This is a genomic window from Pseudomonas peradeniyensis (genome assembly GCF_014268935.2).
GTDB lineage: Bacteria > Pseudomonadota > Gammaproteobacteria > Pseudomonadales > Pseudomonadaceae > Aquipseudomonas > Aquipseudomonas peradeniyensis.
Genome location: NZ_JABWRJ020000002.1, coordinates 1 through 24518, shown reverse-complemented (window position 1 = coordinate 24518; position 24518 = coordinate 1). Strand labels below are relative to the sequence as shown.

26 protein-coding genes are annotated in these 24518 nt (G+C 65.4%); 8 read left to right on the top strand and 18 right to left on the bottom strand.

The features are described 5' to 3' along the window. Positions 1-11: 11 nt before the first annotated feature. Together lgt and HU751_RS09610 are read left to right on the top strand one after the other, a co-directional pair. On the top strand, positions 12-821 hold the full coding sequence (gene lgt / locus HU751_RS09615) for a prolipoprotein diacylglyceryl transferase (RefSeq protein ID WP_186732418.1): 810 nt from the start codon (positions 12-14) through the stop codon (positions 819-821). A 48-nt stretch (positions 822-869) separates the two neighbouring features. Further along, the gene (locus HU751_RS09610) at positions 870-1841 is read left to right on the top strand and encodes a thymidylate synthase (protein ID WP_186732417.1); all 972 of its coding nucleotides are present in this window, start codon (positions 870-872) and stop codon (positions 1839-1841) included. A 102-nt stretch (positions 1842-1943) separates the two neighbouring features. Here HU751_RS09610 and cadR read toward each other — a convergent pair whose 3' ends face one another. Further along, the gene (gene cadR, locus HU751_RS09605; protein WP_050707402.1) at positions 1944-2387 is read right to left on the bottom strand and encodes a cadmium resistance transcriptional regulator CadR; all 444 of its coding nucleotides are present in this window, start codon (positions 2385-2387) and stop codon (positions 1944-1946) included. A gap of 111 nt (positions 2388-2498) precedes the next feature. On the opposite strand from cadR, the gene HU751_RS09600 reads away from it, so the two are divergent. Next, positions 2499-4730, top strand: coding sequence for a heavy metal translocating P-type ATPase (locus HU751_RS09600; RefSeq protein WP_186732416.1), 2232 nt, complete (start codon positions 2499-2501; stop codon positions 4728-4730). Positions 4731-4762: 32 nt separating this feature from the next. Further along, positions 4763-5635, top strand: coding sequence for a LysR substrate-binding domain-containing protein (locus HU751_RS09595; RefSeq protein WP_186732415.1), 873 nt, complete (start codon positions 4763-4765; stop codon positions 5633-5635). Positions 5636-5701: 66 nt separating this feature from the next. Here the strand turns inward: HU751_RS09595 and HU751_RS09590 are convergent, their stop codons facing one another. After that, a complete protein-coding gene (locus tag HU751_RS09590; RefSeq protein ID WP_186732414.1) occupies positions 5702-6178 on the bottom strand; it encodes a DUF4399 domain-containing protein in 477 nt (158 codons plus the stop codon). A gap of 229 nt (positions 6179-6407) precedes the next feature. Between HU751_RS09590 and HU751_RS09585 the strand changes: the two genes are divergently transcribed. Beyond that, a complete protein-coding gene (locus HU751_RS09585; RefSeq protein ID WP_186732413.1) occupies positions 6408-6890 on the top strand; it encodes a transporter substrate-binding domain-containing protein in 483 nt (160 codons plus the stop codon). Positions 6891-6966: 76 nt separating this feature from the next. Here HU751_RS09585 and HU751_RS09580 read toward each other — a convergent pair whose 3' ends face one another. Then, positions 6967-7464: a 2-thiouracil desulfurase family protein gene (locus tag HU751_RS09580; protein WP_186732412.1), complete on the bottom strand. Its 498-nt coding sequence runs from the start codon at positions 7462-7464 to the stop codon at positions 6967-6969. Continuing rightward, positions 7451-8074, bottom strand: a complete 624-nt coding sequence (locus tag HU751_RS09575) for a 2OG-Fe(II) oxygenase (RefSeq protein ID WP_186732411.1) — start codon at positions 8072-8074, stop codon at positions 7451-7453. The genes HU751_RS09580 and HU751_RS09575 overlap by 14 nt, the downstream gene beginning before the upstream one ends. A gap of 121 nt (positions 8075-8195) precedes the next feature. Here HU751_RS09575 and HU751_RS09570 point away from each other — a divergent pair, with 121 nt between their 5' ends. Next, positions 8196-8948, top strand: a complete 753-nt coding sequence (locus HU751_RS09570; RefSeq protein WP_186732410.1) for a DUF2059 domain-containing protein — start codon at positions 8196-8198, stop codon at positions 8946-8948. On the opposite strand, the gene bipL is transcribed toward HU751_RS09570, so the two are convergent. Continuing rightward, positions 8949-9875: a phospholipase BipL gene (bipL, locus tag HU751_RS09565; protein WP_186732409.1), complete on the bottom strand. Its 927-nt coding sequence runs from the start codon at positions 9873-9875 to the stop codon at positions 8949-8951. It abuts the gene before it with no gap. A gap of 88 nt (positions 9876-9963) precedes the next feature. Here bipL and HU751_RS09560 point away from each other — a divergent pair, with 88 nt between their 5' ends. Beyond that, positions 9964-10545, top strand: coding sequence for a DUF6436 domain-containing protein (locus tag HU751_RS09560; protein ID WP_186732408.1), 582 nt, complete (start codon positions 9964-9966; stop codon positions 10543-10545). Positions 10546-10663: 118 nt separating this feature from the next. Continuing rightward, on the top strand, positions 10664-13027 hold the full coding sequence (locus HU751_RS09555) for a penicillin acylase family protein (RefSeq protein ID WP_186732407.1): 2364 nt from the start codon (positions 10664-10666) through the stop codon (positions 13025-13027). A gap of 116 nt (positions 13028-13143) precedes the next feature. Here HU751_RS09555 and HU751_RS09550 read toward each other — a convergent pair whose 3' ends face one another. The 13 genes from HU751_RS09550 to cysT form a co-directional block, all read right to left on the bottom strand. Next, a complete protein-coding gene (locus HU751_RS09550) occupies positions 13144-14016 on the bottom strand; it encodes a transporter substrate-binding domain-containing protein (RefSeq protein WP_186732406.1) in 873 nt (290 codons plus the stop codon). Further along, positions 14013-14786, bottom strand: a complete 774-nt coding sequence (locus tag HU751_RS09545) for an amino acid ABC transporter ATP-binding protein (RefSeq protein WP_186732405.1) — start codon at positions 14784-14786, stop codon at positions 14013-14015. Before HU751_RS09545 ends, HU751_RS09550 begins: the two co-directional genes overlap by 4 nt. Continuing rightward, positions 14783-15442 carry an amino acid ABC transporter permease gene (locus HU751_RS09540; RefSeq protein ID WP_186712581.1) on the bottom strand — a complete coding sequence of 220 codons (660 nt, stop codon included), beginning with the start codon at positions 15440-15442 and terminating at the stop codon, positions 14783-14785. Before HU751_RS09540 ends, HU751_RS09545 begins: the two co-directional genes overlap by 4 nt. Next, a complete protein-coding gene (locus HU751_RS09535) occupies positions 15423-16088 on the bottom strand; it encodes an amino acid ABC transporter permease (protein WP_186732404.1) in 666 nt (221 codons plus the stop codon). The genes HU751_RS09540 and HU751_RS09535 overlap by 20 nt, the downstream gene beginning before the upstream one ends. A 553-nt stretch (positions 16089-16641) precedes the next feature. Next, positions 16642-17427 (bottom strand): MetQ/NlpA family ABC transporter substrate-binding protein, encoded by a 786-nt coding sequence (locus tag HU751_RS09530; RefSeq protein ID WP_050707418.1) that lies wholly within the window; start codon positions 17425-17427, stop codon positions 16642-16644. Between the two features lie 181 nt (positions 17428-17608). Continuing rightward, positions 17609-18556 (bottom strand): sigma 54-interacting transcriptional regulator, encoded by a 948-nt coding sequence (locus HU751_RS09525; RefSeq protein ID WP_186732403.1) that lies wholly within the window; start codon positions 18554-18556, stop codon positions 17609-17611. A 62-nt stretch (positions 18557-18618) separates the two neighbouring features. Beyond that, positions 18619-19200 (bottom strand): alpha/beta hydrolase, encoded by a 582-nt coding sequence (locus tag HU751_RS09520; RefSeq protein WP_186732402.1) that lies wholly within the window; start codon positions 19198-19200, stop codon positions 18619-18621. A gap of 243 nt (positions 19201-19443) precedes the next feature. Beyond that, positions 19444-19845 (bottom strand): ExbD/TolR family protein, encoded by a 402-nt coding sequence (locus HU751_RS09515; protein WP_028688526.1) that lies wholly within the window; start codon positions 19843-19845, stop codon positions 19444-19446. Between the two features lies 1 nt (position 19846). Further along, complete coding sequence (locus HU751_RS09510) at positions 19847-20569, bottom strand: MotA/TolQ/ExbB proton channel family protein (RefSeq protein ID WP_028688527.1); 723 nt, start codon at positions 20567-20569, stop codon at positions 19847-19849. 30 nt (positions 20570-20599) lie between these two features. After that, positions 20600-21397, bottom strand: coding sequence for an energy transducer TonB (locus HU751_RS09505; RefSeq protein WP_186732401.1), 798 nt, complete (start codon positions 21395-21397; stop codon positions 20600-20602). 348 nt (positions 21398-21745) lie between these two features. Further along, on the bottom strand, positions 21746-22735 hold the full coding sequence (locus HU751_RS09500; RefSeq protein ID WP_011536261.1) for a sulfate/molybdate ABC transporter ATP-binding protein: 990 nt from the start codon (positions 22733-22735) through the stop codon (positions 21746-21748). Between the two features lie 3 nt (positions 22736-22738). Continuing rightward, complete coding sequence (gene cysW / locus HU751_RS09495) at positions 22739-23608, bottom strand: sulfate ABC transporter permease subunit CysW (RefSeq protein WP_186732400.1); 870 nt, start codon at positions 23606-23608, stop codon at positions 22739-22741. Between the two features lie 12 nt (positions 23609-23620). Further along, a complete protein-coding gene (gene cysT / locus HU751_RS09490; RefSeq protein WP_028688531.1) occupies positions 23621-24439 on the bottom strand; it encodes a sulfate ABC transporter permease subunit CysT in 819 nt (272 codons plus the stop codon). Positions 24440-24518: the final 79 nt, after the last annotated feature.

The window sequence follows — 24518 nt, the reverse complement described above, 5'->3', positions numbered from 1 at the left end:
GAGGAAAGACAATGCTGCCTTACCCGCAGATCGACCCGGTGGCCGTGGCCCTCGGTCCACTGAAAATCCACTGGTACGGCCTGATGTACCTGATCGGCATCGGCGGCGCCTGGCTGCTGGCCTCGCGCCGGTTGAACCGCTTTGACCCGACCTGGAGCCGCGAGAAACTCTCCGACCTGGTGTTCTGGCTGTCGATGGGGGTGATCGTCGGCGGGCGCCTGGGCTATGTGCTGTTCTACGACCTGCACCAGTACCTGGCCAACCCGACCTTGATCTTCGAGGTGTGGAAAGGCGGCATGTCGTTCCACGGCGGTTTCATCGGCGTGATGCTGGCCGCGCTGTGGTTCGGCAAGCGCAACAACAAGTCGTTCTTCGAGCTGATGGACTTCGTCGCGCCGCTGGTGCCGATCGGCCTGGGCGCCGGGCGTATCGGCAACTTCATCAACGCCGAGCTGTGGGGCAAGGCCACCGACGTGCCGTGGGCGATGGTGTTCCCGCCGTTCAGCGACCCGGCCCAGCTGCCGCGTCACCCGTCGCAGCTGTATCAGTTCGCCCTCGAAGGTGTGGCATTATTCGTCATCCTTTGGCTGTACTCGCGCAAACCGCGTCCGACCATGGCCGTTTCCGGCATGTTCGCGCTGTTCTACGGCATCTTCCGCTTCATCGTGGAATTCGTGCGGGTACCCGACGCCCAGCTGGGCTACATCGCCTTCGGCTGGTTGACCATGGGTCAGTTGCTCTGCGTGCCGATGGTCGTCGGCGGCATCTTCCTGATCTGGTGGGCCTACAACCGTAAACCGTCGGCCAAGGCCACCGTCTGATTTTCACGGCAGGGGCGATCCCCCTGCCGTTCTTGCTACAGGTAAGCCATGAAACAGTATCTAGATCTGGTCCGTGACGTCATCGAAAACGGCACGCTGCAGGAAAACCGCACCGGCATCCGCACCATCAGCCTGCCGGGCGCCATGCTCAAGTTCGACCTGCAGAAAGGCTTCCCGGCCATCACCACGCGCAAGCTGGCGTTCAAGTCGGCGATCGGCGAGATGGTGGGCTTTTTGCGCGGCGTGAGGAACGCCGGCGAGTTCCGCGAGCTGGGCTGCAAGGTCTGGGACCAGAACGCCAACGAGAACGCCCAGTGGCTGGCCAACCCGTTCCGCCAGGGTCATGACGACCTCGGCGAGATCTACGGCGTGCAATGGCGCCAGTGGCCGGGCTACAAGCGCATCCCGCTGAGCAACCCGGCGGCCATCGAGACGGCTGAAAAGGCCGGTTTCCGCCGTATCGCCCAGGACGAGGAAGACGGCCAGGCGTTCGTCATCCTGTACAAGGCCATCGACCAGGTGCGCCAGTGCCTGGACACCATCGCCAACGACCCGGGCAGCCGGCGCATCCTGTTCCACGGCTGGAACTGCGCCCAACTGGATGAGATGGCCCTGCCGCCGTGCCACCTGCTGTACCAGTTCCACCCGAATGTCGAGACGAAGGAAATCTCCCTGACCCTCTACATCCGCTCCAACGACCTGGGCCTGGGCACGCCGTTCAACCTCACCGAGGGCGCGGCGCTGCTGTCGCTGTTCGGCCGCCTGACCGGCTACACCCCGCGCTGGTTCACCTACTTCATCGGCGATGCCCATGTATACGAGAACCACCTGGACATGCTGGGCGAGCAGATGAAGCGCGAACCGCTGGCAGCGCCGAAGCTGGTGATCAGCGACCGCGTGCCGGAGTTTGCCAAGACCGGCAAGTATGAGCCGGAGTGGCTGGAGAAGATCGAGCCGAGCGACTTCTGGCTGGAAGGCTATGAGCACCATGCGCCGATGACGGCGCCGATGGCGGTCTGACAGATCTTCATCTGTCTGAGCTGACGCAATCGCGGGGCAAGCCCGCTCCCACGTATGCATTGAGTCACGTGGGAGCGGGCTTGCCCCGCGATGCTTTTGGCATCAATGCCCGTGACTGCGCCCCACATGGGAATGCTCGGTCTCCGGCACCGTCACCGCCCCATTGGTCTCCAACTGCTGCAATATCGCGCACTCCGCCCCCTGCGCATTGCATTGCTGGCGCAACTCCACCAGTTGCGCCTGTAGCGCCACCAGCCCGTCGATCCTCGCCTGCACATGCTCGATATGCTCGTCGATCAGCGCATTGACGCTGCCGCACGAGCCATCGGGGCTGTCGCGCAGGCTCAACAGGCTGCGGATTTCATCGAGGGTCATGTCCAGGGTGCGGCAGTTGCGGATGAAGGTCAGCCGCTCGACATGGGCCTGGGTGTAGAGCCGATAGTTGCCGTCGCTGCGGGCGGGCTCGGGCAGCAGTTGCTCGCGTTCGTAGTAGCGGATGGTCTCCACGGCGCAGTCGGTGGCCTTGGCCAGTTCTCCGATCTTCATGGCAAATCTCCAGCAGAGGGCTTGACCCTATAGTGGCTACAGGGTGTTCACTTGGCAACAACCCACTCTGTGGATATCCGCAGAGGCCAGTGCTCAGTTAAGGATGATTCCATGAACCAGCCTGTCAGCCCCGACCACAAGCATGACCACGCGCATGGCCATGAGCCACACGCCCACAGCTGCTGTGCCAGCAAGGCTACCCCGGCCCTGGTGCAGCTGACCGAGAAGGCCAGCGCCCAGGCGCAGCTCAGCCGCTTTCGCATCGAGGCCATGGACTGCCCCACCGAACAGACGCTGATCCAGGACAAGCTGGGCAAGCTGGCCGGCATCGAGCAGTTGGAATTCAACCTGATCAACCGTGTGCTTGGCGTGCGCCATACACTGACCGGCACCGCCGAGATCGAGCGGGCCATCGACAGCCTGGGGATGAAGGCCGAACCGCTGGCCGCCGAGGACGACGGCAGCACCAATGCGTCCCAGCCGAGCAAGACCCGCTGGTGGCCGCTGGCCTTGTCGGGTATTGCCGCGATCGCCGCAGAAATCGTGCACTTCTCCGGCAAGGCGCCGGAGTGGGTGGTCGCCGCGCTGGCCCTGGCGGCGATTCTCGGCTGTGGCCTGGGCACCTACAAGAAGGGCTGGATCGCCCTGAAGAACCGCAACCTCAACATCAATGCCCTGATGAGCATTGCCGTGACCGGCGCTGTGCTGATCGGCCAATGGCCGGAGGCGGCCATGGTCATGGTGCTGTTCACCATCGCCGAGCTGATCGAGGCACGCTCGCTGGATCGCGCGCGCAATGCCATCGGCGGCCTGATGCAACTGGCGCCGGACCTGGCCACCGTGCAACAGGCTGACGGCCAGTGGCGCGAACTTGATGTGCGCGAGGTGTCGATTGGTGCTCTGGTGCGGGTACGCCCTGGCGAGCGCATCGGCCTGGATGGCGAGGTGATCAGTGGCCAGTCCAGCGTCGACCAGGCGCCGATCACCGGCGAGAGCCTGCCGGTCGAGAAGGCCGTGGGCGACAAGCTGTTCGCCGGCACCATCAACCAGGCCGGCGCCCTGGAGTACCGCGTCACCGCCGCCGCCGGCCAGTCGACCCTGGCGCGGATCATCAAGGCCGTCGAGGAGGCCCAGGGCGCCCGTGCGCCGACCCAGCGCTTCGTCGACCAGTTCTCGCGCATCTACACCCCAGTCGTGTTCGCCGTGGCCCTGGCCGTGGCGGTGATCCCGCCGCTGTTCATGGCCGGCGCCTGGTTCGACTGGATCTACCGTGCCCTGGTGCTGCTGGTGGTGGCCTGCCCGTGCGCACTGGTGATCTCGACCCCGGTGACCATCGTCAGCGGCCTGGCCGCGGCGGCGCGCAAGGGCATCCTGATCAAGGGCGGCGTGTACCTCGAAGGCGGGCGCAAGCTGGACTTCCTCGCCCTGGACAAGACCGGCACCATCACCCACGGCAAGCCGGTGCAGACCGACAGCAAGGTCCTCGACCCGCTGTTCGAAGGCCGGGCCCAGGCCCTGGCCGCCAGTCTGGCCGCTCGCTCCGACCACCCGGTGTCCGGTGCCATCGCCCTGTTCGCCAGGGAAAAGGACCTGGCCTTGAGCGAGGTCAGCGAATTCGCCGCCCTGGCCGGTCGCGGTGTGCGCGGTGATATCGAGGGCCAGACCTACCACCTGGGCAACCATCGCCTGGTGGAAGAACTCGGCCTGTGCTCCCCGGAGCTGGAAGCGCAGCTCGATGTGCTGGAGCGCCAGGGCAAGACCGTGGTGCTGTTGCTCGACCGCTCCGGACCGCTGGCGCTGTTCGCCGTGGCCGACACGGTCAAGGACAGCAGCCGCCAAGCCATCGCCGAACTGCACGAGCTGGGCATCAAGACTGTCATGCTGACCGGCGACAATCCCCACACCGCCCAGGCCATCGCCGCCCAGGTGGGGATCGATCGCGCCGAGGGCAACCTGCTGCCGGCGGACAAGCTGGCCAGCATCGAGCGCCTGTACGGCGAGGGCCATCGGGTCGGCATGGTCGGTGACGGCATCAATGACGCACCGGCCCTGGCCCGTGCCGAGATCGGCTTCGCCATGGCCGCCGCCGGCACCGACACGGCCATCGAGACCGCCGACGTGGCGCTGATGGACGACGACTTGCGCAAAATCCCGGCGTTCGTCAGGCTGTCGCGCCAAAGCGCGGCGATCCTCACCCAGAACATCGTGCTGGCCCTGGGGATCAAGGCGATCTTCCTGGCAATCACCTTTGCCGGCATGGCCACCATGTGGATGGCGGTGTTCGCCGACATGGGCGTAAGCCTGCTGGTGGTGTTCAACGGCTTGCGCCTGCTGCGCAAATAGGCGCCCGCAGCGCAGAACAGAGGTTATCCACAATGCTGAGCGCCGAGCTCAAAGCCTTCTACATGGTGGCCCGCCTGGGCAGCATCACCCTGGCGGCGAAGAAGCTCGGGCTCAGCCAGCCGACGGTGACCACGCAGATCCGCAATCTCGAGGGCCAGTACAACGTCGAGCTGTTCTACCGCGGTGGCCGGCGCCTGGTGCTGAGCGAGGAAGGCGTGCGCCTGCTGCCGATGGTCAAGGCACTGTTGCAGCAGGAGGCCGACATCGAGTTCGAGCTGCGCAACAGCGGCCAGGCCCAGGGCAGCCTGCGCATCGCCGCCACGGCGCCCTACTACATCCTCGACCTGGTGAAGATCTTCCGCGAGCGCCTGCCCCAGGTGGAAGTGGCAGTGGAAATCGGCAACTCGCAGCAGGTGCTGGAGATGCTCGAGGATTACCGGGTGGATATCGCCGCGTCCTCGCAACTGCTCGAGGATACGCGCCTGGTGCGCCGGGTGCTGGGCACCGACCCGCTGGTGGTGGCGGTGCACCGCAATCATCCGCTGGCCCAGCGTCAGGTGGTGTCCATCGACGTGGTGGCCGGGCATTGCCTGCTGATGCGCGAGCAGGGCTCGACCACGCGCAAGCTGACCGAGCAAATGATGCAAGAAGCCAATGTGAAGGCCGGGGCCTTGCTGGAGATCGGCAGCCGCGAGTCGATCCGCGAGGCGGTGCTGCGCAATATCGGCATCAGCAGCATCATTGCCCGCCACGAGGTGCCGCATAACCCGGAGCTACGGGTGCTGGCGCTGGAGGAGGCGCCGGTGATGCACGAGTACCTGTACTGCCTGAAGGAACGACGCCAGGCGCGACTGCCGGCAGCTTTTCTGGGCGTGGCGCAGGAAGTGGTTGGCTCACAGTTCTGAAACGGTTGCCCAGCCTGCAATAAGCTCATCGCCGGCAAGCGAGCCGGCCGGCGATGGCGTGGCGGATCACTTCACGTTGACGGTGATCTTCTGCGACTCGACGCTTGGCTTGAACGGCACGTGGTACTTGTCGCCCAGCACCAGCTGCAGGGTGTGTTTGCCTGGCGTGAGGGTGATGGTCGCCTCGGTCTGCGCCTTGCCGAAGTGCAACACCTGCGGCCCTGCCGGCAGCGGCGCGTTGTTTTCCGGCATCAGGCTGGTGGGCAGCGGCTGGTCGGCCAGGGGCGCCTTGTCCACGTCCACCAGCAGGTGGTGATGGCCGGTGTGCGGGGTCTGGTCACCCGCGGGTTTGAGGTCCATGCCTTCGATGCCGAACTTGACGGTGAAGGTCTTGTCGACCGTGGCCCCGTCGGCGGGCGAAACGATGAAGACCTTGGCGCCTTCCGGTGGCTGCTCGCTCTTCAGGGCATCCGCGGCGCTGGCGAACATAGACGCCCCCATCAGCAGACCGGCGACGGCAGCACGCGAAAATAGGCTTTTCATTCACTTCTCCTGTGATTCACTTCAATTGACCGCTATCACTTAAACGAAGTACGGCGGTACTTCACCATAGTCCAACGCGACCGGCAGAGGTTCAAAAAACAGGGACAGAAATATTTCAAGGCAGAAGAAAACCTTGCCGCGACCTGGAGGTCTTAGGCTGCGTTCGACCGGGGCAGACGAGAAAGCCACGGCGAATGCACTTCATCTGCCAAACAAGAAAGGGGCACTCATGCGTTTGACCATTGGCATTCTGCTGGCGGTTCTGTTCAGCCCACTGGCCCAGGCCGAACTGATCGACGAAATCAATGACCGTGGCGAACTGCGCATCGCCGTGCTTGGCGACGCGCCGCCCTATGCGTTCAAGGAGAACGAACACCTGACTGGCTTCGAGATCGAGTTGGGGCAGGCCCTGGCCAAGGAGCTGGATGTGCGGGCCGAGTTCGTCGAGACCGCCGCCGAAGAGGTGCTGCCCGGGGTGGAGAGCGGCAAGTACGACATGACCTTCAACAAGCAGGACATCGAACTGAGCGACAAGCTCGACGCCATTCGTACCCTGGCCAGCCAGAAACTGGTGATCCCATACCAGAAGGGCAATCCAGCCTTCGAGACGGCTGTGAACAATGCCCTGCAACGGATCGAGAACGATGGCCGTCTGGCCGACCTGGAAAGCAAATGGTTCAAGGGCACCAAGCAGGCGACCGCCGGACAGTAACACCGCATCGCGGGGCAAGCCCGCTCCCACTCTGCCGTCATGGTCACCATTGCGTGGGAGCGGGCTTGTCCTACGATCAGATCTTGGCCAACGCTCGCTGCGCGTCGTCCAACTCCAGCTCGCTGAACACCTGCACCCCTTCTCGACGCAGCAAGGCTGTGGTCACCCCTTCCCCCGCCACCTTCACACCGCTGAAGCTGCCGTCATAGGTCTGCAGGTTGCCACACGACGGGCTGCCGGACTTGAGCACCGCCACACGGATGCCGTGCCGGCGCACCAGCTCCAGCGCCAGTCGGGCCCCGGCCAGAAACGCCTCGCTGACATCGTCGCCGGACACCGTCACTACCCGCGCCTGCCCATCCAGGACCTGGCCGCCCTGCCCGCCCGGAATTTCCGCAGGCGGGCGCGGCGTCGGCAAGCCACCGGCCACCTCCGGGCACAGCGGCACCACCCGGCCTTCGGCCTGCCAGCGCTGCAACACGTCGGGGTGGCCACTGGCACGCCCGTCATAGCGCACCGGCTGGCCCAGCAGGCAGGCGCTGACCAGCACCTTCGGCCGCTCAGAACGGATCATTGCCACGGCGCCGGAACCAGCCGGTCAACGACAGGCGCTCACGCCCGGCCGGAAGCACTTCGTGCGGCACTTCACCCGACAGGAACACCACCAGGCTGCCCGCGACCGGCTGCACGTCGTGCTCGACACCGTCTCGCAGGAACATCCGCAGTTGCCCGCCATCCTCCGGCTGCCAGCCTTCATTGAGGTAGAGCACGGCCGACACCATGCGCCGGTCGTCGTCACGGAAGCGGTCGAGATGGCGCTTGTAGAAAGCCCCCGGCGGATACAGGGCAAAATGGCACTCGAAGTCCTCAAGCCCCAGGAACAAGCCCTGGTTGATGGCCTGGCGCAGGCTGTCCATCGCGCCCAGGTAGCGGTCGCAGACCTTCGACTCGCCGGGGTCGAGCCATTGGATCTGATCACCACGGATCGCCTCGCGGATCTCCTGCGCGGCGCCACGACCGACGCTGGCCGGGTTGAATTCGCCCTCGGCGTGACGGCGACGGCATTCGGCCGCCAGCGCGCGCGACAGCGCGTCGGGCAGGAAGAGAGGTTGCTGCGACCAGCCACGGGTGGCCAGGTCGTCGACGATCGTCGACAGCAGCGGATGTTCGAAAGGAGTGTGCATGGCGCATCATAGCCATTCGCTAATCGCTCGCACAGCGCCACTTGGTCAGGAAGCACCGCTGGCGACTCGACAAAGCCCCGCCACGCCTAGGACAATAGCGGCCTGCCGACAGGAGTCCTGAATGCGCCGTCTGTTTTCCCTGCTTCTGCTGATGATCTGCACCATGCCTGTCTGGGCAGACAGCCTCGATCAGCTGTACAAGGCCGCCGGCTGGCCCGACCAGCGCGCCCATTTCATCGATGCCGTGAGCGCCGCCCAGCAGCGCTACCGCAACAGCCTGCCGCCTGCCGTCTACCAGGCGCTGGTCAACAACAGCAACCAGCGCTTCCAGGCCCAGGCCATGGACCGCCGGGCCCAGGCGCAGTTGCGCGCCAACCTGGCGAGTCCCTCGCCGGCCCTGGCGTTCTTCCAGTCGCCACTGGGGCGCAAGGTGGTGGCCGCCGAGCTGCTGGCCACGCGCAAGGACCAGCTGGCGAAGAACGCCAAGGGCTTGCCGAAGGTCCAGGCCAGCGACAACCGCCTGCTGATCGTCGGCCACCTGGCACAATCCCTGCCGGCCCGCGAAGCCGGGGCCGAGGTCAGCCTGGCGATCGCCGGCGTGGCGGCCGATAGCCTGAGTTCGATGCTGCCCGGCCTGTTCGGTGGCGGCCAGGCGCAGAACCTGCTCGATGGCCAGCGCCAACGCCTGATGAACCAGGTCGGCGAAGACCTGAACAACACCCTGCTGTACGTCTATCGCGACCTGTCGGACGCCGAGCTGGAGGAATTCGCCACCTTCGCCGAATCCGCCGACGGTCAGGCCTACTACAAGGCGGCGGTGGCCGCGGTACGCGCCGCCCTGGCCGTGGGCCAGAACGCCGCCGAGCTGAAGTGATCAGCCCAGGCGCTGGCCAATGAAGTCGAAGTAGCGCTGGCGAATGCCGGGCAGCTCGTTGGCCAGGTGATGCCGCGCCTCGGGCAGCATGAGGATCTGCGGCTCGGCGAACTTGGCCTTGAGCACCTTGAGGTTGTAGGGCCAGTCCACCGTGCCGTCCGCCTCGCCCTGCACGATCAGGGGCCGGCGTGTGCTGCGCGGCGCGGCTTCGATACGCCGGACCCACTTCATCAGCGCCCCGACCCAGGCGGTCGGCAGGCGCCGTGGCTGCAGCGGATCGGCCTCGAGGAAGGGCAGGAAGGCCGGGTCGTTGGTGTTCTCGCTGAAGCGCCGCTCGATGCCGTTGACGAAGTGGCGCAGCACCCGATAGCTCAGTTTCGACCAGTGCCAGGCACGCGGGCGCACCAGGGGCGCGAGCAGGATCACCTGGCCGTCGGCCGGGCTGCGTTCGCCCTGGTGCAGCAGGTGATCGACCACGATCGCCCCGCCGGTGCTCTGTCCACATAGATGCCAGGGGCGCGGCAGTTCCAGCAGGCGGGCCTGCTCGAACAGCGCATCGAGCACCTGCTGGTAGATGCCGAAGTCATCGATGCTGGCCCGCTCGCCGCTGGACAGGCCATGCCCGGGCAGGTCGCAGCCGATCACCGCGTAGCCCTGGCCCAATGCCCACGCGATCACATGCCGGTACAGGCCCATGTGATCGTAATAGCCGTGCAGCAGGAACACTGTCGCCACCGGTTGCTCCGGCAGCCAGAGCTGGCCGACCAGATCGAAGCCCGCCACCCGGAAGCCACCCAGCCAACTGTGCGCGGGCAGATCCAGGCCATAGAAGCGCTGGTAGGCCTGGCCCTGGGCGGACAACGGCTGACGATCAACGAGGGGCGACAGGCTGGTACGCAGCTGGTCGGGATTGAAGCTGGCGGGCATCAGTAGATCCACAGTGAAGCAAGTATTGATCTGCGATATTCAGCTCTGGGCCGCGTCATGGCAAGCTTGGCCCCTCCTCCGACCAACAATGCGACCTCGTGCCAAGGCCCCCATGGCGAAGCGATTTCTCACATTACTTGCACTGCTGCTCTGCGCCACCGCCCTCTGGTGGGCCTACGACAGCTTCCAGTCCCGCTACCTGCGCACCTTCGACAACCAGACCACCTTCTTCGACGGCCGCCAGCTGCGCCTGCCCCCCGAGCTGGCAGGCCCGGGCCCGATCCGCGTGGTGCACTTCTGGGACCCGGCCTGCCCCTGCAACGTCGGCAACCAGCAGCACCTGGGTGAACTGGTCGAGCACTTCGCGCCGCAGGGCGTCAGCTTCCATGTCCTGCAGCGCCCCGGCAGCCACGGCCAGCTGCCGGCCAATCTCGCCGCGCTCAAGCCCCTGGCCAGCCTGCCCGGCAGCGAGCAGCTGCCGGCCACCCCCGCCGTGGCGATCTGGGACCACGACGGTAACCTCGCCTACTTCGGCCCCTACAGCGAAGGCGCGGTGTGCAACTCCAGCAACAGCTTCATCGAGCCACTCCTCACGGCGCTGAACGAAGGACGCCGGGTACAGGCATCCAACACCTTGGCAGTCGGCTGCTATTGCCCCTGGACCGAATGAAACGCCCGCGCGCTGTTTTTCGCCGAGGGACATGAAAGTGCCTTCCAGGGCTATGCTCAGTTCGCGCATACGCCGATGATCGGACCATATTTCTCGCTCGAACGTACAAGGAGTCTCGATGAAGCGCAGCCTGACCTTGCTGGCGGTGGTGATCGCCGTGGCCGCCGCAGGCGCCGGTTACTGGTACGTGCGGGACAAGCAGCCGCAACGTGACGGCGAGGTGGCCGTCGGCGGATTGCAGGCGCCGGTCAGCGTGCGTTTCGACGCCCGCGGCGTGCCGCACCTGCAGGCGCAGAACGAGCAGGACCTCTACCGCGCCCTGGGCTATGTGCACGCCCAGGACCGCCTGTTCCAGATGGAGATCATGCGCCGCCTGGCCCGTGGCGAGCTGGCCGAGGTGCTGGGCGAGAAGCTGCTGCCCACCGACACCCTGTTCCGCAGCCTGCGCATTCGCGACCAGGCGGCCCTGATGGCGCAGCGCCAGGACCGCCAATCGCCGGCCTGGCAGGCGCTGCAGGCTTACCTGGACGGCATCAACCAGTGGCAGGCCAGCCATCCCAAACCGATGGAGTTCGACCTGCTCGGCATCCCGCCACGCCCCTTCACCGCCGAGGACACCCTGAGCATCGCCGGCTACCTCGCCTACAGCTTCGCCGCGGCGTTTCGTACCGACCCCGCGCTGACCTACATCCGCGACCAGCTCGGCCCCGACTACCTGACGATCTTCGACCTTGACTGGCATCCCGACGGCGCCGTGGCCACGCCCCTGGCCGCCGCCGACTGGCGCAGCCTGGAGCAGCTGGCACGGCTGAGCCACGACGCCCTGGGCGACGCCGGCATCCCGCAGTTCGAGGGCAGCAACGCCTGGGCCGTGGCCGGCAGCCGCACCCGCAGTGGCCGGCCACTGCTGGCGGGCGACCCGCATATCAGCTTCGCCGTGCCGGCGATCTGGTACGAGGCGGAACTGTCGGCGCCGAGTTTCAACCTGTATGGCTACTTCCAGGCGCTCAACCCGTTCGCCCTGCTCGGCCACAACCGCGACTTCGGCTGGAGCCTGACCATGTTCCAGAACGACGACGTCGACCTGGTCGCGGAGCGGACCAATCCGCAGGACCCCGAGCAGGTGATGGTCGACGGCAAATGGCAGCCACTGGAAAAGACCGAGCAGAAGATCGCGGTCAAGGGCGCGGAACCTGCCAGCATCACCCTGCGCCGCTCGCCCCATGGCCCGATCGTCAACAGCGTGCTCGGCGATACCGCCGGCCCGACGCCCATCGCCATGTGGTGGGCGTTCCTGGAAACCGACAACCCGATCCTCGAAGGCTTCTACCAGATCAACCGCGCCGACACCCTGGGCAAGATGCGCGAGGCAGCCGCCAAGGTCCAGGCGCCGGGGCTGAACCTGGTATGGGCCAATGCCCGGGGCGATATCGGCTGGTGGGCGGCGGCACGCCTGCCGATCCGCCCGGACGGCGTCAACCCGGCGTTCATTCTCGATGGCGCCAGCGGCCAGGCCGCCAAGCCGGGCTTCTACCCGTTCAGCGCCAATCCGCAGCAGGAGAACCCGGCCAGCGGCTACATCGTCTCGGCCAACTACCAGCCGCCCGGCGCAATCCCCGTGCCCGGCTACTACAACCTGGCCGATCGCGGTCGTCAGCTCGATCGCCAGCTGAGCGACCCAGACATCAAGTGGGACACCCAGAACAGCCAGGCCCTGCAATTGGACACCAGCACCGACTACGGCCCGCGCACCCTGGCGCCGCTGCTCGGCACCTTGCGCAATATCGCCCAGGGCGACGAGGAGAAGGAGCTGGTCGAGCAACTGGCCGCCTGGCGCGGCGATTATCCGCTGGACTCCACCAGTGCCACGCTGTTCAACCAGTTCCTCTACGAACTGGCATTCGCCGCCCTGCACGACGAGCTGGGCGATACCTGGTTCCCGGTGTTGATCAGCACCCGCGCCATCGACGCCGCCCTGCCCCGCCTGGCCGCGGACCCGACATCGCCGTGGTGGAGCCAGCGCGGCGCCAGCGAACGCACCGACCGTGGCGCCATCGTGCGCCTGGCCTGGCAACGCAGCCTCAAGCACCTGCGCGAGACGTTCGGCAAGGATTCGGCCAGCTGGCAATGGGGCAAGGCCCACACCCTCACCCACAACCATCCGCTGGGGGTGAAGAAGCCGCTCAACCTGCTGTTCAATGTCGGCCCGTTCGCCGCGCCCGGCACCCACGAGGTGCCGAACAACCTGTCGGCGAAGATCGGCCCGGCGCCCTGGCCGGTCACCTACGGCCCTTCCACGCGCCGGTTGATCGACTTTGCAGACGCAGGCGCCGCGCTGACCATCAACCCGGTCGGGCAGAGTGGCGTGCCGTTCGACCGGCATTACGGCGATCAGGCCGAGGACTATATCGAGGGGCGCTATCACAAGGCGCGGATGGGGGTGATTCCGGCGCAGAGCACGCTGCGGCTGGTGCCCAGATAGAAACTGGGGCTGCTTTGCAGCCCATCGCCGGCAAGCCGGCTCCCACAGGAACCTGCATACTCCATGTGGGAGCCGGCTTGCCGGCGATGGGCCGCACAGCGGCCCCGTTCAGACAATCAACCTTGCCACTTGCCGCCTTCGACGATGACGCTTTCAGGCTTGGTGTCGTCGCTCAGTTCCTTACGTACGTACTGGTCATACAGCTTGAGCAGGAACTTCTCCTCGCCCAGCTTGGCCAGCTCGCTGTTCACCCAGTCGCGCAACTCGGTGTTGCCCTTCTTCACCGCCGGGGCGATCGGCGCCTCGTCGCCCAGCAGCTGCGGCAGCACGCGATAGCCCGGGTTCTGCTTGGCCCAGCTGAACAGGATCAGGTTGTCCTGGGCATAGGCATCGCCACGGCCATTGGCCAGGGCGGCCAGCGACTCGGTATTCTTCTCGAATTTCAGCAGCTTCCAGTCCGGGTGATTCTTGGTCAGCCAGATATCGGCGGTGGTGCCGGTGGTGACGATAATGGTCTTGTCGGCCAGGTCGTCGAGCTTCTGCACCGGGCTGCCATCAGCAACGATGGCCTGTACCGCCACGCGCAGGTTGGGGTTGGTGAAGTCCACCGCTTCCTTGCGCTCGGGGGTGACGGTCATGTTGGCGAGGATCAGATCGACCTTGTCGCTCTGCAGGAACGGAATGCGGCTGGCAGGCTCGACGGCGACGAACTCGACCTTGCTCTCATCGCCCAGCAGGTCCTTGGCGAAGCGGCGGCCGATGTCGGTGTCGAAGCCCACGTAGCGGCCGCCTTCATCGACGAAGCCGAACGGTGGCTTGTCGGTGAAAACGCCGACGATCAGCTTGTCGCGGGCCTTGATGGTTTCCAGGTAGCTGGTGGCCGGCGAGGCCGCGGCGGGCTTGCCCGGGTCTTCGGACTTGTTGCAGCCGGCCAGCAGGGCCAGGCCAAGCAGTGGAGCGAGCAGTTTGGCGAACGGGGCAGTCTTCATGACAGTTCCTTGTGCAGTGTCTTGGGCAGGCTTTCGACGAACGAGAATTTCTCCAGGAACTGCTGCGCGCGTGCGCTCTGCGGTTGAGTGAAGAAGCGCTCGGGGTGGTTCTGTTCAAGGATCCTGCCGGCCTCCATGAACACGATGCGGTCGGCCACCGCGCGGGCGAAGGCCATTTCGTGGGTGACGATGAGCAGGGTCATGCCTTCGCGGGCCAGGCCCTGGATCACCTGCAACACCTCCTTGACCATCTCCGGGTCGAGGGCGGCGGTGACCTCGTCGAACAGCATCACCTGAGGGTTCATGCACAGCGAACGGACGATGGCGATACGTTGCTGCTGGCCACCGGAGAGCTGGCGGGGGAAGGCGTCGCGCTTGTCCAGCAGCCCGACCCGGGCCAGCAGCGCCTCGGCCTGGGCCTGGGCTTCGCGCCGTTCGCGCTTCTGCACCTTCAGCGGGCCCAGCAGCAGGTTGTCGATCACGCTCATATGGCCGAACAGGTGGTAGCTCTGGAACACCATGCCGACCCGCTGGCGCACCTGACGCCAGTCGGTGTCGGGGCCGAGCAGCTCCTGGCCGTCGAGGCGCAGGCTGCCGCCCTGGGCCTCCTCCAGGCCGTTGAGGCAGCGCAGCAGGGTACTCTTGCCGCAGCCGCTGGGGCCGAGGATCACCACCACCTCGCCGGCCTGGACCTTGAGGTCGATGTCCGCCAGCACCTGGTGCTGGCCGAAGAACTTGTTGAAGCCTTGGAATTCGATCAATGGATTCATGCGTGGGCCCAGCGTCGCTCCAGCACGCGGGAGGCGGCCGACAGCGGATAGCAGACAAGAAAGAAGAACAGGAACAGCGCGCCGTAGATCAGCACCGACTCGTAGGTGCGCTCGATGATCTGCTGCCCCGCCTTGATCACTTCGACCACGCCGATCAGCACCGCCAGCGAGCTGGTCTTGATGATCCGCGTGTAGATGTTGATGGTCGGCGGGGTCATGCGCTTGAGCGCCTGGGGCAGCAGCACGTAGCCATACAGCTGCCAGCCGCCCAGGCCGATCGACAACCCCGCCTCGCGCTGCCCGCGTGGCAGCGACTGCAAGGCGCCGCGCACCACCTCGCCGACCTCGCTCGCGCCCCACAGGCCCAGCACCAGCACCGCGCACCAGAAGCTGGGGATGCTCAGGCCGAAGAAGATCGGCAAGCCGAAGAACACCAGGTACAGCCAGACCAGCACGGGAATTGCCCGGAACAGCTCCAGGTACACCTGCAGCAGGATGTTCAGCCAACGGCTGCCGAGGGTCGCCAGCACGCCGTAGAGCACGCCGCCCAAAGTGGCGAACAGGATGCCCAGGGCCGAGATCGCCAAGGTCTGCCCGGCGCCCGTGGCCAGTTGCGGCAGCGAAACCAGCAGCAGCTCAATGCCCGAACTGGCCATGTTGCAGCCTCCGTTCCAGGTAGCGCAGCAGCAGCGACAGCGGCAGGAAGATCAGCACGCAGAGCAGGGTCAGCACGGCGAGCATTTCGTAGGTCTTGTAGTACAGGGCGATGTAGTTCTTGGTGGTGTAGAGGATCTCCGGCACCGCCACCGCCGACACCACGGTGGTCTCCTTGAGCAGGAAGACGAAGTTGGCGAACAGCGCCGGCAGGCTGAGGATGCCGGCCTGGGGCAGGATCACGTGGCGCAGCAACTGCCCTTCGGAGAGCCCGATGGAGCGCCCGGACTCCAGTTGCGCCCGCGGCACGGCCTCGACCCCGGCGCGCAGCACCTCGGTGAGGTAGGCACCGCCCATGAACGTCAGGGTAATGATCGCGGCGGCGAAGCCGGAGACCTTCAGCCCCAGGCTCGGCAAGGCGAAGTAGACGAAGAACAGCTGGATCAGCAGTGGTGTGTTGCGGGCAAGCTCCACGTAGCCCTTGACCAGGCGCCACAGGTACGGCGTGCGCAACACCAGGATCGTCGCGTTGAGCAACGCCACCAGCAACGAAGTGACGATGGCGATCACCCCGACTTGCAGGGTCACGCCAACGGCCTTGAAGAAGGCCGGCAGTGTGCTAAGCATGAAAGCGGTGTCGAAGCTCATGGAAGGGGCCTCGACACGGGGTCACGAAGGTACGGCATGGGGAAGGTCCAGGGTCGGCACGAGGGTGGCTCGGCGTCGTTTCACGAATGGTGGCGCTGTGCCGGTAAGCACGATCCCTAGACTCTAAAGGCATAAAAATATTTTTATAAATATCTTTATTGCATATCTATATCACCACCCCGTGACGCTCGGAAATTTCCTTCATGACATGCGGATCTTTCCGAGACTTTCCCCCTCCAAGTGGTCTCAAACTGTGACTTGCACGGCCCATCACATTCAACAAGGAAGACAACGATGAACAGCCCCTGCTTGCCTGCTTCGAATGAACAACTGCTGTGGCTCCTGGCCCTGCGCCGGGCGCTGGCCAGTCAGCGCTGAAGACGCCATCGCGGGGCAAGCCCGCTCCCACAAGCGTCCCCCACTTTGCGGGAGCGGGCTGCGTGGGAGCGGGCTTGCCCCGCGATAGGGCCGGACCTGCCGAGCCCTCTTCAAGCCAGCCCAAACAAAAACGCCGACGCAAAATGCGTCGGCGTTTTTCGTACCAGGCCGCGTATCAGAACGCCGGCAGTACCGCACCGCTGTATTTCTTCTCGATGAACGCCTTCACTTCCGGGCTGGTCAGCGCCTTGGCCAGCTTCTGGATGGCCTCGCTGTCCTTGTTGTCCGGACGGGCGACCAGGAAGTTAACGTACGGCGAGTCGCTGCCTTCGATCACCAGGGCGTCCTTGGCCGGGTTCAGGCCGGCTTCCAGGGCGTAGTTGGTGTTGATCATGTCCAGGTCGACCTGATCCAGCACACGCGGCAGCATGGCCGATTCCAGCTCGCGGAACTTGAGCTTCTTCGGGTTCTCGGCGATGTCTTTCGGCGTGGCCAGGGCGTTCTTCGGGTCTTTCAGAGTGATCAGGCCAGCCTTCTGCAGCAGAAGCAGGGCGCGGCCACTGTTGCTGCCTTCGTTGGGGATGGCGACGGTGGCGCCATCCTTCAGCTCGGCCAGGCTCTTGACCTTCTTCGAGTAGCCACCGAACGGCTCGACATGCACGCCGATCACGGTTTCCAGGTGGGTGCCCTTGCCTTCGTTGAAGTTCTTCAGGTACGGCAGGGTCTGGAAGTAGTTGGCATCCAGGCGTTTCTGGTCGACCTGCACGTTGGGCTGGACATAGTCGGTGAAGACCTTGATCTGCAGGTCCACGCCTTCCTTGGCCAGGGTCGGCTTGATCAGTTCGAGGATTTCGGCATGCGGCACGGGCGTGGCGGCGACCACCAGTTTCTCGGCGGCATTGGCCAGGCCAGCGAACGAAAGGGCGGCGGCCAGGGCGGTGGTCAGCAGGGTCTTTTTCATGGTGATCCTTGTTCTAAAGCTGGGCCATCGCAGATGGCGAGTCGGGTGCCCATCCGTTCGGGTGGGCGTGAAACGGACAATACCGAGATTTTTTATTCCGTAACAATATCTTTTGATTAGCTGCTTATTCCAAAAACAAATCGCCATCACAACCTTTGCTTATGAGCGGCCAGGCACAGCTCTACGGCGCGGATTCGCCCAATTGCGCCAAGGCTGCGCCCAGCAGCCCGCGCAGGTCGCCCAGGGTTTGCGGCTCCCGACTGGCACCCAGTTGCGCGAGCTGACGGGCCAGGCTGGCCAAGGGTGTGGTATCCGGAAGGTCGAGATGCGCGGGAAGGATCTCCTCACCATCACTGACCAGCAGGGCGAAGTGAATGACGTTCTCCAGCTCACGGGTATTGCCCGGCCAGGCATGGGCCTCCAGCGCCTGCTGGGCCGCCTCGCTGATCAACGGCAATGGCCGATCCAGGCGCACGCTGTAGATACCGACGAAGTACTCGGCCAGCGGCAGGATATCGCCGACCCGATCACGCAATGCCGGCAGCTCGAGCTCGCCCTCGTGCAGGTAATGGTAGAGCCGCTCGTTGAAGCGCCCGGCGCGCACGGCCTGGGCCAGGTCGATACTGGAAGCGGCCACCAGCCGCACATCGACCGCCTGCGGCTGGGCGGCGCCGACCCGGGTCACCTCGCGGTTTTCCAGGGCCGCCAGCAGCTTGCCCTGGATCGCCAGGGGCAGGTCGGCGATCTCGTCCAGGTACAGCGTGCCGCCGTTGGCCGAGCCGAACCAGCCGGCTCGACTGCTGGCGGTGCCACCCTGGGTGCCGGCGCTGTAGCCGAACAGCTCGGCATCGGCGTAGGTCGGGCTGATGGCCGCGCAATTGACCGATACGAACAACCCGCCGCGATCACTGGCGCGGTGGATCTGCCGGGCCAGCAGTTCCTTGCCGGTGCCGGTTTCGCCACGGATCAGCACCGGCAGCGGTTGTGGCGCCAACCGCTCCAGGGCCTGGCGCAACGCCTGGGAACGCGGATCGACGAACACCAGCGCCTTGGCGCGAATGCTCAGCGGGCTCTTGTCCAGTTCGGGGAAGGTCAGCAACGGCTGGCCGAAAGCAGTGTGAAACGTCATGGAATACTCCCGCCCCGGCCGCAGGCGGCCGGGGATTCGACTCGTTCGATGAAACCGGCGGATCAGGCGCGGCGCAGCGCGCGCTGATCGACACGGGCCTGCAGGCGGTAGAGGTAGGCGAAGCCCTGTTCCCAACGCTCATGGCCGGATTTGACGTTGATATGCCCGGCGTCGGCCAGCAGCCCGGCCTCGGCGCCCCAGGCCTGGGCCAGGTACAGCGCGCGCGGCACGCTCACCGCCGGGTCGTTGTCGGAGCTGACCACCTGGCTGGGGAACGGCAAAGCCTGAAGTGGAATCGGCGCGAAATTGCGCAAGGCTGGCACGCAGGTCGGACGCTCGACATCCGCCGGCGCCACCAGCAATGCACCACGTACCCGGCGCAGCAGCTCGGGGCTGGCCTGGGCGACCCAGTGGGCGACCGTGATGCAGCCCAGGCTGTGGGCGATGAGAATCACCGGCGAGCGTTCGGCGGCAATCGCCTGCTCCAGCGCCTGGACCCAGTCGCGCCGCTGCGGGGTCAGCCAGTCATGCTGCTCGACCCGGGCGCTGTTAGGCAGGCTGCGCTGCCAGTGGCTCTGCCAATGGTTGTCTGGCGATCCTTGCCAGCCCGGCACAATCAGGTAACGAATCGACTCATTGCGCATGGGGACGCCTCCGGAATTTTGCGTGCTTGGGTGCAAGTATAGGGAGGGGGCTATATTCGTAAAGGAATAATAAGCTATTTATTAATAACCCAAAATTCTTTTAAAGCAACTGTCTTGCACAGTACTAAGGCCGCTCCTACAGGGATCGCGAAAGACGTCACATCCGCGTCTCCAATAAAAAAAGGGCCATCCCCTGCCAAGGAAAATGGCCCCTAAGCACTTGCCTGAAGAGGGTATCGCCGGTCAGCGGGCGGTGATCACCGCCAGCTTGCTGATCCCGGCACGCTCGATCGCCGCCATCGCGCGGGCGACCTCGCCGTAGTTCACACCATCGTCGGCCTGCAGCTGCACACGCAGCTCGGCGTCCTTGTCCTTGGCAGCCTTGAGGTTGGTCTCCAGCAGGTCGGGCTGGATCTCGTCCTTGTTGATGAACAGCTTGCCGCTGCCGTCGATGCTCACCACCAGCGGGTCCTTCTGCTCCACCGGGGCCACGGCCTCGGTCTTGGGCAGGTTGATGGGGATGGCATTGGTCAGCAACGGCGCGGTGACGATGAACACCACCAACAGCACCAGCATGACGTCCACCAATGGCGTGACGTTGATTTCACTCAACACTTCATCGCTGTCCTGGGTCGAGAAGGCCATGTCAGGAGGCCTCCTTCACAGGTTGGGTGAAGCCGGTGTGCTGGCGCTGCACCGCCGGGTGCACCAGCACGCGGAAGGCACTCTTCTGCGCCAGGCTGTAGAAGTCGTGGGCGAAGTCGTCGAGGTCCGCCGCAGTCAGCTTCAGACGACGGAGGAAGTAGTTGTAGACCAGCACCGCCGGCACCGCGACGGCGATACCCACGCCGGTGGCGACCAGCGCCGCGCCGATCGGGCCGGCCACGGTTTCCAGGCTGGCCGAGCCCGCCGCGCTGATACCCTTGAGCGCCTCCATGATGCCCCACACGGTGCCGAACAGGCCGATGAACGGCGAGGTGCTGCCGATACTGGCAACCACCGCCAGGCCAGTCTCCAGCGAACGGCGCTCGCGGACGATCTGCTGGCGCAGGGCGCGCTCCAGGCGGTCCTGGTGGTTGATCGCCTGACTGAGGTCACTGGCCTGGCCAGGCTCGCCGACCGCGATCGCCGCAAAGCCCGCCTGGGCGACACGGGCGGCCGGGCCTGGCAGATCGTGGGCGGGCTCGGCGGCAGAGTCGAGGCTGGACGCGGCCCAGAACTGCTGGTGGAAGCGCTTGTCCTGGTTCTTCAGGCGCACGAACTGCACGACCTTGACCAGGGCCAGCGCCCAGGTGGCGACGGAGAAGCCGACCAGCAGCCAGATGACCGCGCTTTCAACGGATTCGAGGGGAGATGCCAACAAGCTCATGATGAAGTCCTTCCTGTATGCGGTCGCAAGTTAACGAAGCTTGAAATCGATCGGTACGCTGACCCAGCCCACCTGGGCCACGTCGCCCTGCTTGGCCGGGACGAAGCTCCAGCGCTTCACAGCTGCCAGCGCGGCGGCGTCCAGGGCGTCGCGGCCACTGCTCTTCTGGATCTGGATCTGCCCCGGCTTGCCACTGGGCAGCACCTCCACGCGCAGCAGCACGGTGCCTTCCCAGCCGCGGCGCTGGGCCATCTGCGGATACTCCGGCGCCGGGTTCTTCAGGTACGCGGCGTTGGCCGAGGCCGGGGTGACCGGCGCGGGCGCAGGTGGCGCAGGTGCCGGCGCCGGAGGGGCTGGCGCGGCGACCGGTGTTGGCGGTGGCGCCTCGACTGGCTTGGGCTGCGGCTTGGCCACGGGCTTGGGCACTGGCTTGGGTTTCGGGACCGGCTTGGGCGCGGGCTTGGCGGCCAGTTCGTCGACCACCGGTGGCGGTGGTGGCGGCTGGACCACAGGGGCCGGCGGCGGCGGCTCGACCACCGGTGGTGCGGGCGCGGCGAACTCGATGGTCATGGGCGGAATCTTCGGCGGGATGACCGGCAGCTCGGGGGTCGGCTGGTGGCTGACCCAGTACGCCGCCGCGCCGTGCAGCACCAGCACCAGCAGGCCGAGCGCCAGTTTGTCGCGGCGCTTCAGGCCACTGACCGGCGTGCGTTGCAGGCGCAACTGGCCCAGCGGCAGGCGCAGCGTGCGTCCGAGCTCGACCAGGTCACCCGATGCCGGGCGCCATGGCTGGTCGTAGGCCCTGACGGCCGTCTGGACATTGCCCATTGCTAAAACTCCTGGGGTTCTGATTCAGGTGTGTGGCTGAATCATCGGGCCCAGATACTTAGCTCATAAAGTAATGTTTAAAGTTAAAGCTAGATCTTTTTAATCTAACTGTTTTGCCCAGTTCCTTGCAGGGCCCGGTAGCAAAGGCCTGCAGCCGACCAGTGCTTTTTGGATGCCTTGAGGGCATATGAAAAATGCTCGAATGGCATGCTGGCGGACACTGCAATCGCGGGGCAAGCCCGCTCCCACGCTGGACCCTACGTGGGAGCGGGCTTGCCCCGCGATTGCGTCCGTCCAGGCAATAAAAAACCCGGGACCATGCCCGGGTTTTCCATCACAAGCGCCGGCTCAGATATCCGCCACCTTCTGCCACACCTTCGGCCGGAAGAACAACGTCTCCCCACGCGCCAGCCCGGTGAGGCTGTCGTGATCCTTGACCACTTCGGCCTCGATCAGCTCGCTCTGCCCTTCCACCTTCAGCGTCACTCGCGTGGTCGCACCCAGCGGGCGGATGTCGCGCACTTCGGCGGCATGATGCCCCTCGGTCTCGTGGCGCGACAGCGACACTTCGTGCGGACGGAACAGCACGTGGTGCCCTTCGCTCAGCGCCAGGCGGTTGGAGTCGCCAAGGAAGTGGTAGACGAAGTCGTTGGCCGGCTTCTCGTACACCTCGCCGGGCGAGCCGATCTGCTCGATCACGCCCTTGTTCATCACCACGATGCGGTCGGCGACTTCCATGGCCTCTTCCTGGTCGTGGGTGACGAACACCGAGGTCAGGTTGATGTCCTCGTGCAGGCGCGCCAGCCAACGGCGCAGTTCCTTGCGTACCTTGGCATCCAGCGCCCCGAACGGCTCGTCGAGCAGCAGCACCTTGGGCTCAACCGCCAGGGCACGGGCCAGGGCGATACGCTGGCGCTGGCCGCCGGACAACTGCTCGGGGTAGCGGTCGGACAGCCAGTCGAGTTGCACCATGTTCAGCAATTCATGGACCTTCTCGGCGATCTTGCTCTCGCTCGGGCGCTCCCCCTTGGGCTTCATGCGCAGGCCGAAGGCGACGTTGTCGAACACGCTCATGTGGCGGAACAGCGCGTAGTGCTGGAACACGAAACCAACGTTGCGATCGCGCACGTCGTGGCCGGACACGTCCTCGCCATGGAACACGATGCTGCCGTTGTCCGGGGTCTCGAGGCCGGCGATGATGCGCAGCAGGGTGGTCTTGCCGCAGCCGGAAGGACCGAGCAGGGCCACCAGCTCGCCGCTGTGGATATCCAGGTTGATGTTGTCCAGGGCCTGGAAACTGTTGAAGCGCTTGCTGACGTTACGAACTTCGATCGACATGAATCATTCCTCCGCGGCGCTGTAGCGCAGGCGGTTAATACGGTTCTCGCTCCACTGCTTGAGCAGCAGGATGAAGAGCGCCAGGATCAGCAGCAGGCTGGCCACGCTGAAGGCCGCGACGTGGTTGTACTCGTTGTAGAGGATCTCCACGTGCAGCGGCAAGGTGTTGGTGACGCCGCGGATATGGCCGGACACCACCGACACCGCGCCGAACTCGCCCATGGCCCGGGCAGTGCACAGCACCACGCCGTAGATCAGGCCCCACTTGATGTTCGGCAGGGTCACGTGCCAGAACATCTGCCAGCCGTTGGCGCCGAGCAGGCGCGCAGCCTCCTCTTCTTGCGTGCCCTGCTCCTGCATCAACGGGATCAGTTCACGGGCGACGAACGGCACGGTGACGAAGATGGTCGCCAGGACGATGCCCGGCAGGGCGAAGACGATCTGGATATCGTGGTCCTGCAGCCACGGCCCGAACAGGCCCTGCGCACCGAACATCAGCACGTAGACCAGACCGGCGATTACCGGCGACACCGAAAACGGCAGGTCGATCAGGGTGACCAGGATACTCTTGCCGCGGAAGCTGTACTTGCTCACGCACCAGGCGGCGGACACCCCGAACACCAGGTTCAGCGGCACCGAGATGGCCACCGCCAGCAGGGTCAGCTTGAGCGCGGACAGCGCGTCGGGCTCGAAAATCGCTTCGAAGAACGTGCCGAAACCGTTCTTCAGTGCCTGCGACACCACGATCACCAGCGGCAGCGCCAGGAACAGCGCGAAGACGATCCAGGCCAGGGTGATCAGCACCCGGCGCGAGGTGGCGCTGCTGCGTCGGGCGGCGTTGGCGGCGGTTGCGCTCATGGTTTGACTAGACATTGCCGGCCTCCTTCAAGGGGTTTCGATGCGCCGCTGCAGCAGGTTGATCAGCAGCAGCAGGATGAAGGAAACCACCAGCATCAGCACGCCGATGGCGGTGGCGCCGGTGTAGTCGTACTGGTCGAGCTTGACCATGATCAGCAGCGGCAGGATCTCGGTCTTCATCGGCATGTTGCCGGCGATGAAGATCACCGAACCGTACTCGCCCACGCCCCGGGCGAAGGCCAGGGCGAAGCCGGTCAGCCACGCCGGCAGCAGCGCCGGCGCCAGCACGTGGCGGAACACCTGCAGCGGTTTGGCACCCAGGCAGGCGGCGGCCTCCTCGACTTCACGCGGGATGTCGGCCAGCACCGGCTGCACCGTGCGCACCACGAACGGCAGGGTGACGAAGGTCAGCGCCAGGGTGATGCCCAGGGGGGTGTAGGCGATCTTGAAACCGAGGTCGGTGGCGAACTGGCCGACCCAGCCCGCCGGGGCGTACAGGGCGGTCAGGGCGATACCGGCGACGGCGGTGGGCAGGGCGAACGGCAGGTCGATCATCGCGTCGATGACCTTGCGCCCGGGGAAGGTGTAGCGCACCAGCACCCAGGCCAGCAGGGTGCCGATCACACCGTTGATGATGGCGGCGAACAGGGCGGTGCCGAAACTCAGTTTCAGCGCGGCCAGCACCCGTGGTGCGCTGATGATGTTCCAGAACTGCTCCCAGGTGAGCTGCGCGGCATGCACGAACATGGCGGCCAGTGGTATCAGCACGATCAGGCTGAGGTACACCAAGGTGTAGCCCAGCGTCAGCCCGAAGCCGGGTATGACGGGGGAAATGCGACGTGACATAAAGGTCCCTGGTTGAACGCACTAAGCCCGGGAGCGCTCCCGGGCCGGTGCAGGCTTCTGAATCCTGGGGCTGCTGCGC

What these genes read in the sequence shown, in the direction of transcription:
- cysT (WP_028688531.1), bottom strand. Translation starts at nt 24,439, where the DNA reads ATGTCACGTCGCATTTCCCCCGTCATACCCGGCTTCGGGCTGACGCTG.
- HU751_RS09540 (WP_186712581.1), bottom strand. Translation starts at nt 15,442, where the DNA reads ATGGCCAGTTCGGGCATTGAGCTGCTGCTGGTTTCGCTGCCGCAACTG.
- HU751_RS09610 (WP_186732417.1), top strand. Translation starts at nt 870, where the DNA reads ATGAAACAGTATCTAGATCTGGTCCGTGACGTCATCGAAAACGGCACG.
- HU751_RS09515 (WP_028688526.1), bottom strand. Translation starts at nt 19,845, where the DNA reads ATGGCCTTCTCGACCCAGGACAGCGATGAAGTGTTGAGTGAAATCAAC.
- bipL (WP_186732409.1), bottom strand. Translation starts at nt 9,875, where the DNA reads ATGCCCGCCAGCTTCAATCCCGACCAGCTGCGTACCAGCCTGTCGCCC.
- HU751_RS09500 (WP_011536261.1), bottom strand. Translation starts at nt 22,735, where the DNA reads ATGTCGATCGAAGTTCGTAACGTCAGCAAGCGCTTCAACAGTTTCCAG.
- cysW (WP_186732400.1), bottom strand. Translation starts at nt 23,608, where the DNA reads ATGTCTAGTCAAACCATGAGCGCAACCGCCGCCAACGCCGCCCGACGC.
- cadR (WP_050707402.1), bottom strand. Translation starts at nt 2,387, where the DNA reads ATGAAGATCGGAGAACTGGCCAAGGCCACCGACTGCGCCGTGGAGACC.
- HU751_RS09505 (WP_186732401.1), bottom strand. Translation starts at nt 21,397, where the DNA reads ATGGGCAATGTCCAGACGGCCGTCAGGGCCTACGACCAGCCATGGCGC.
- HU751_RS09590 (WP_186732414.1), bottom strand. Translation starts at nt 6,178, where the DNA reads ATGAAAAGCCTATTTTCGCGTGCTGCCGTCGCCGGTCTGCTGATGGGG.
- HU751_RS09580 (WP_186732412.1), bottom strand. Translation starts at nt 7,464, where the DNA reads ATGATCCGTTCTGAGCGGCCGAAGGTGCTGGTCAGCGCCTGCCTGCTG.
- lgt (WP_186732418.1), top strand. Translation starts at nt 12, where the DNA reads ATGCTGCCTTACCCGCAGATCGACCCGGTGGCCGTGGCCCTCGGTCCA.
- HU751_RS09560 (WP_186732408.1), top strand. Translation starts at nt 9,964, where the DNA reads ATGCGACCTCGTGCCAAGGCCCCCATGGCGAAGCGATTTCTCACATTA.
- HU751_RS09510 (WP_028688527.1), bottom strand. Translation starts at nt 20,569, where the DNA reads ATGAGCTTGTTGGCATCTCCCCTCGAATCCGTTGAAAGCGCGGTCATC.
- HU751_RS09520 (WP_186732402.1), bottom strand. Translation starts at nt 19,200, where the DNA reads ATGCGCAATGAGTCGATTCGTTACCTGATTGTGCCGGGCTGGCAAGGA.
- HU751_RS09550 (WP_186732406.1), bottom strand. Translation starts at nt 14,016, where the DNA reads ATGAAGACTGCCCCGTTCGCCAAACTGCTCGCTCCACTGCTTGGCCTG.
- HU751_RS09555 (WP_186732407.1), top strand. Translation starts at nt 10,664, where the DNA reads ATGAAGCGCAGCCTGACCTTGCTGGCGGTGGTGATCGCCGTGGCCGCC.
- HU751_RS09570 (WP_186732410.1), top strand. Translation starts at nt 8,196, where the DNA reads ATGCGCCGTCTGTTTTCCCTGCTTCTGCTGATGATCTGCACCATGCCT.
- HU751_RS09595 (WP_186732415.1), top strand. Translation starts at nt 4,763, where the DNA reads ATGCTGAGCGCCGAGCTCAAAGCCTTCTACATGGTGGCCCGCCTGGGC.
- HU751_RS09525 (WP_186732403.1), bottom strand. Translation starts at nt 18,556, where the DNA reads ATGACGTTTCACACTGCTTTCGGCCAGCCGTTGCTGACCTTCCCCGAA.
- HU751_RS09575 (WP_186732411.1), bottom strand. Translation starts at nt 8,074, where the DNA reads ATGCACACTCCTTTCGAACATCCGCTGCTGTCGACGATCGTCGACGAC.
- HU751_RS09545 (WP_186732405.1), bottom strand. Translation starts at nt 14,786, where the DNA reads ATGAATCCATTGATCGAATTCCAAGGCTTCAACAAGTTCTTCGGCCAG.
- HU751_RS09600 (WP_186732416.1), top strand. Translation starts at nt 2,499, where the DNA reads ATGAACCAGCCTGTCAGCCCCGACCACAAGCATGACCACGCGCATGGC.
- HU751_RS09585 (WP_186732413.1), top strand. Translation starts at nt 6,408, where the DNA reads ATGCGTTTGACCATTGGCATTCTGCTGGCGGTTCTGTTCAGCCCACTG.
- HU751_RS09535 (WP_186732404.1), bottom strand. Translation starts at nt 16,088, where the DNA reads ATGAGCTTCGACACCGCTTTCATGCTTAGCACACTGCCGGCCTTCTTC.
- HU751_RS09530 (WP_050707418.1), bottom strand. Translation starts at nt 17,427, where the DNA reads ATGAAAAAGACCCTGCTGACCACCGCCCTGGCCGCCGCCCTTTCGTTC.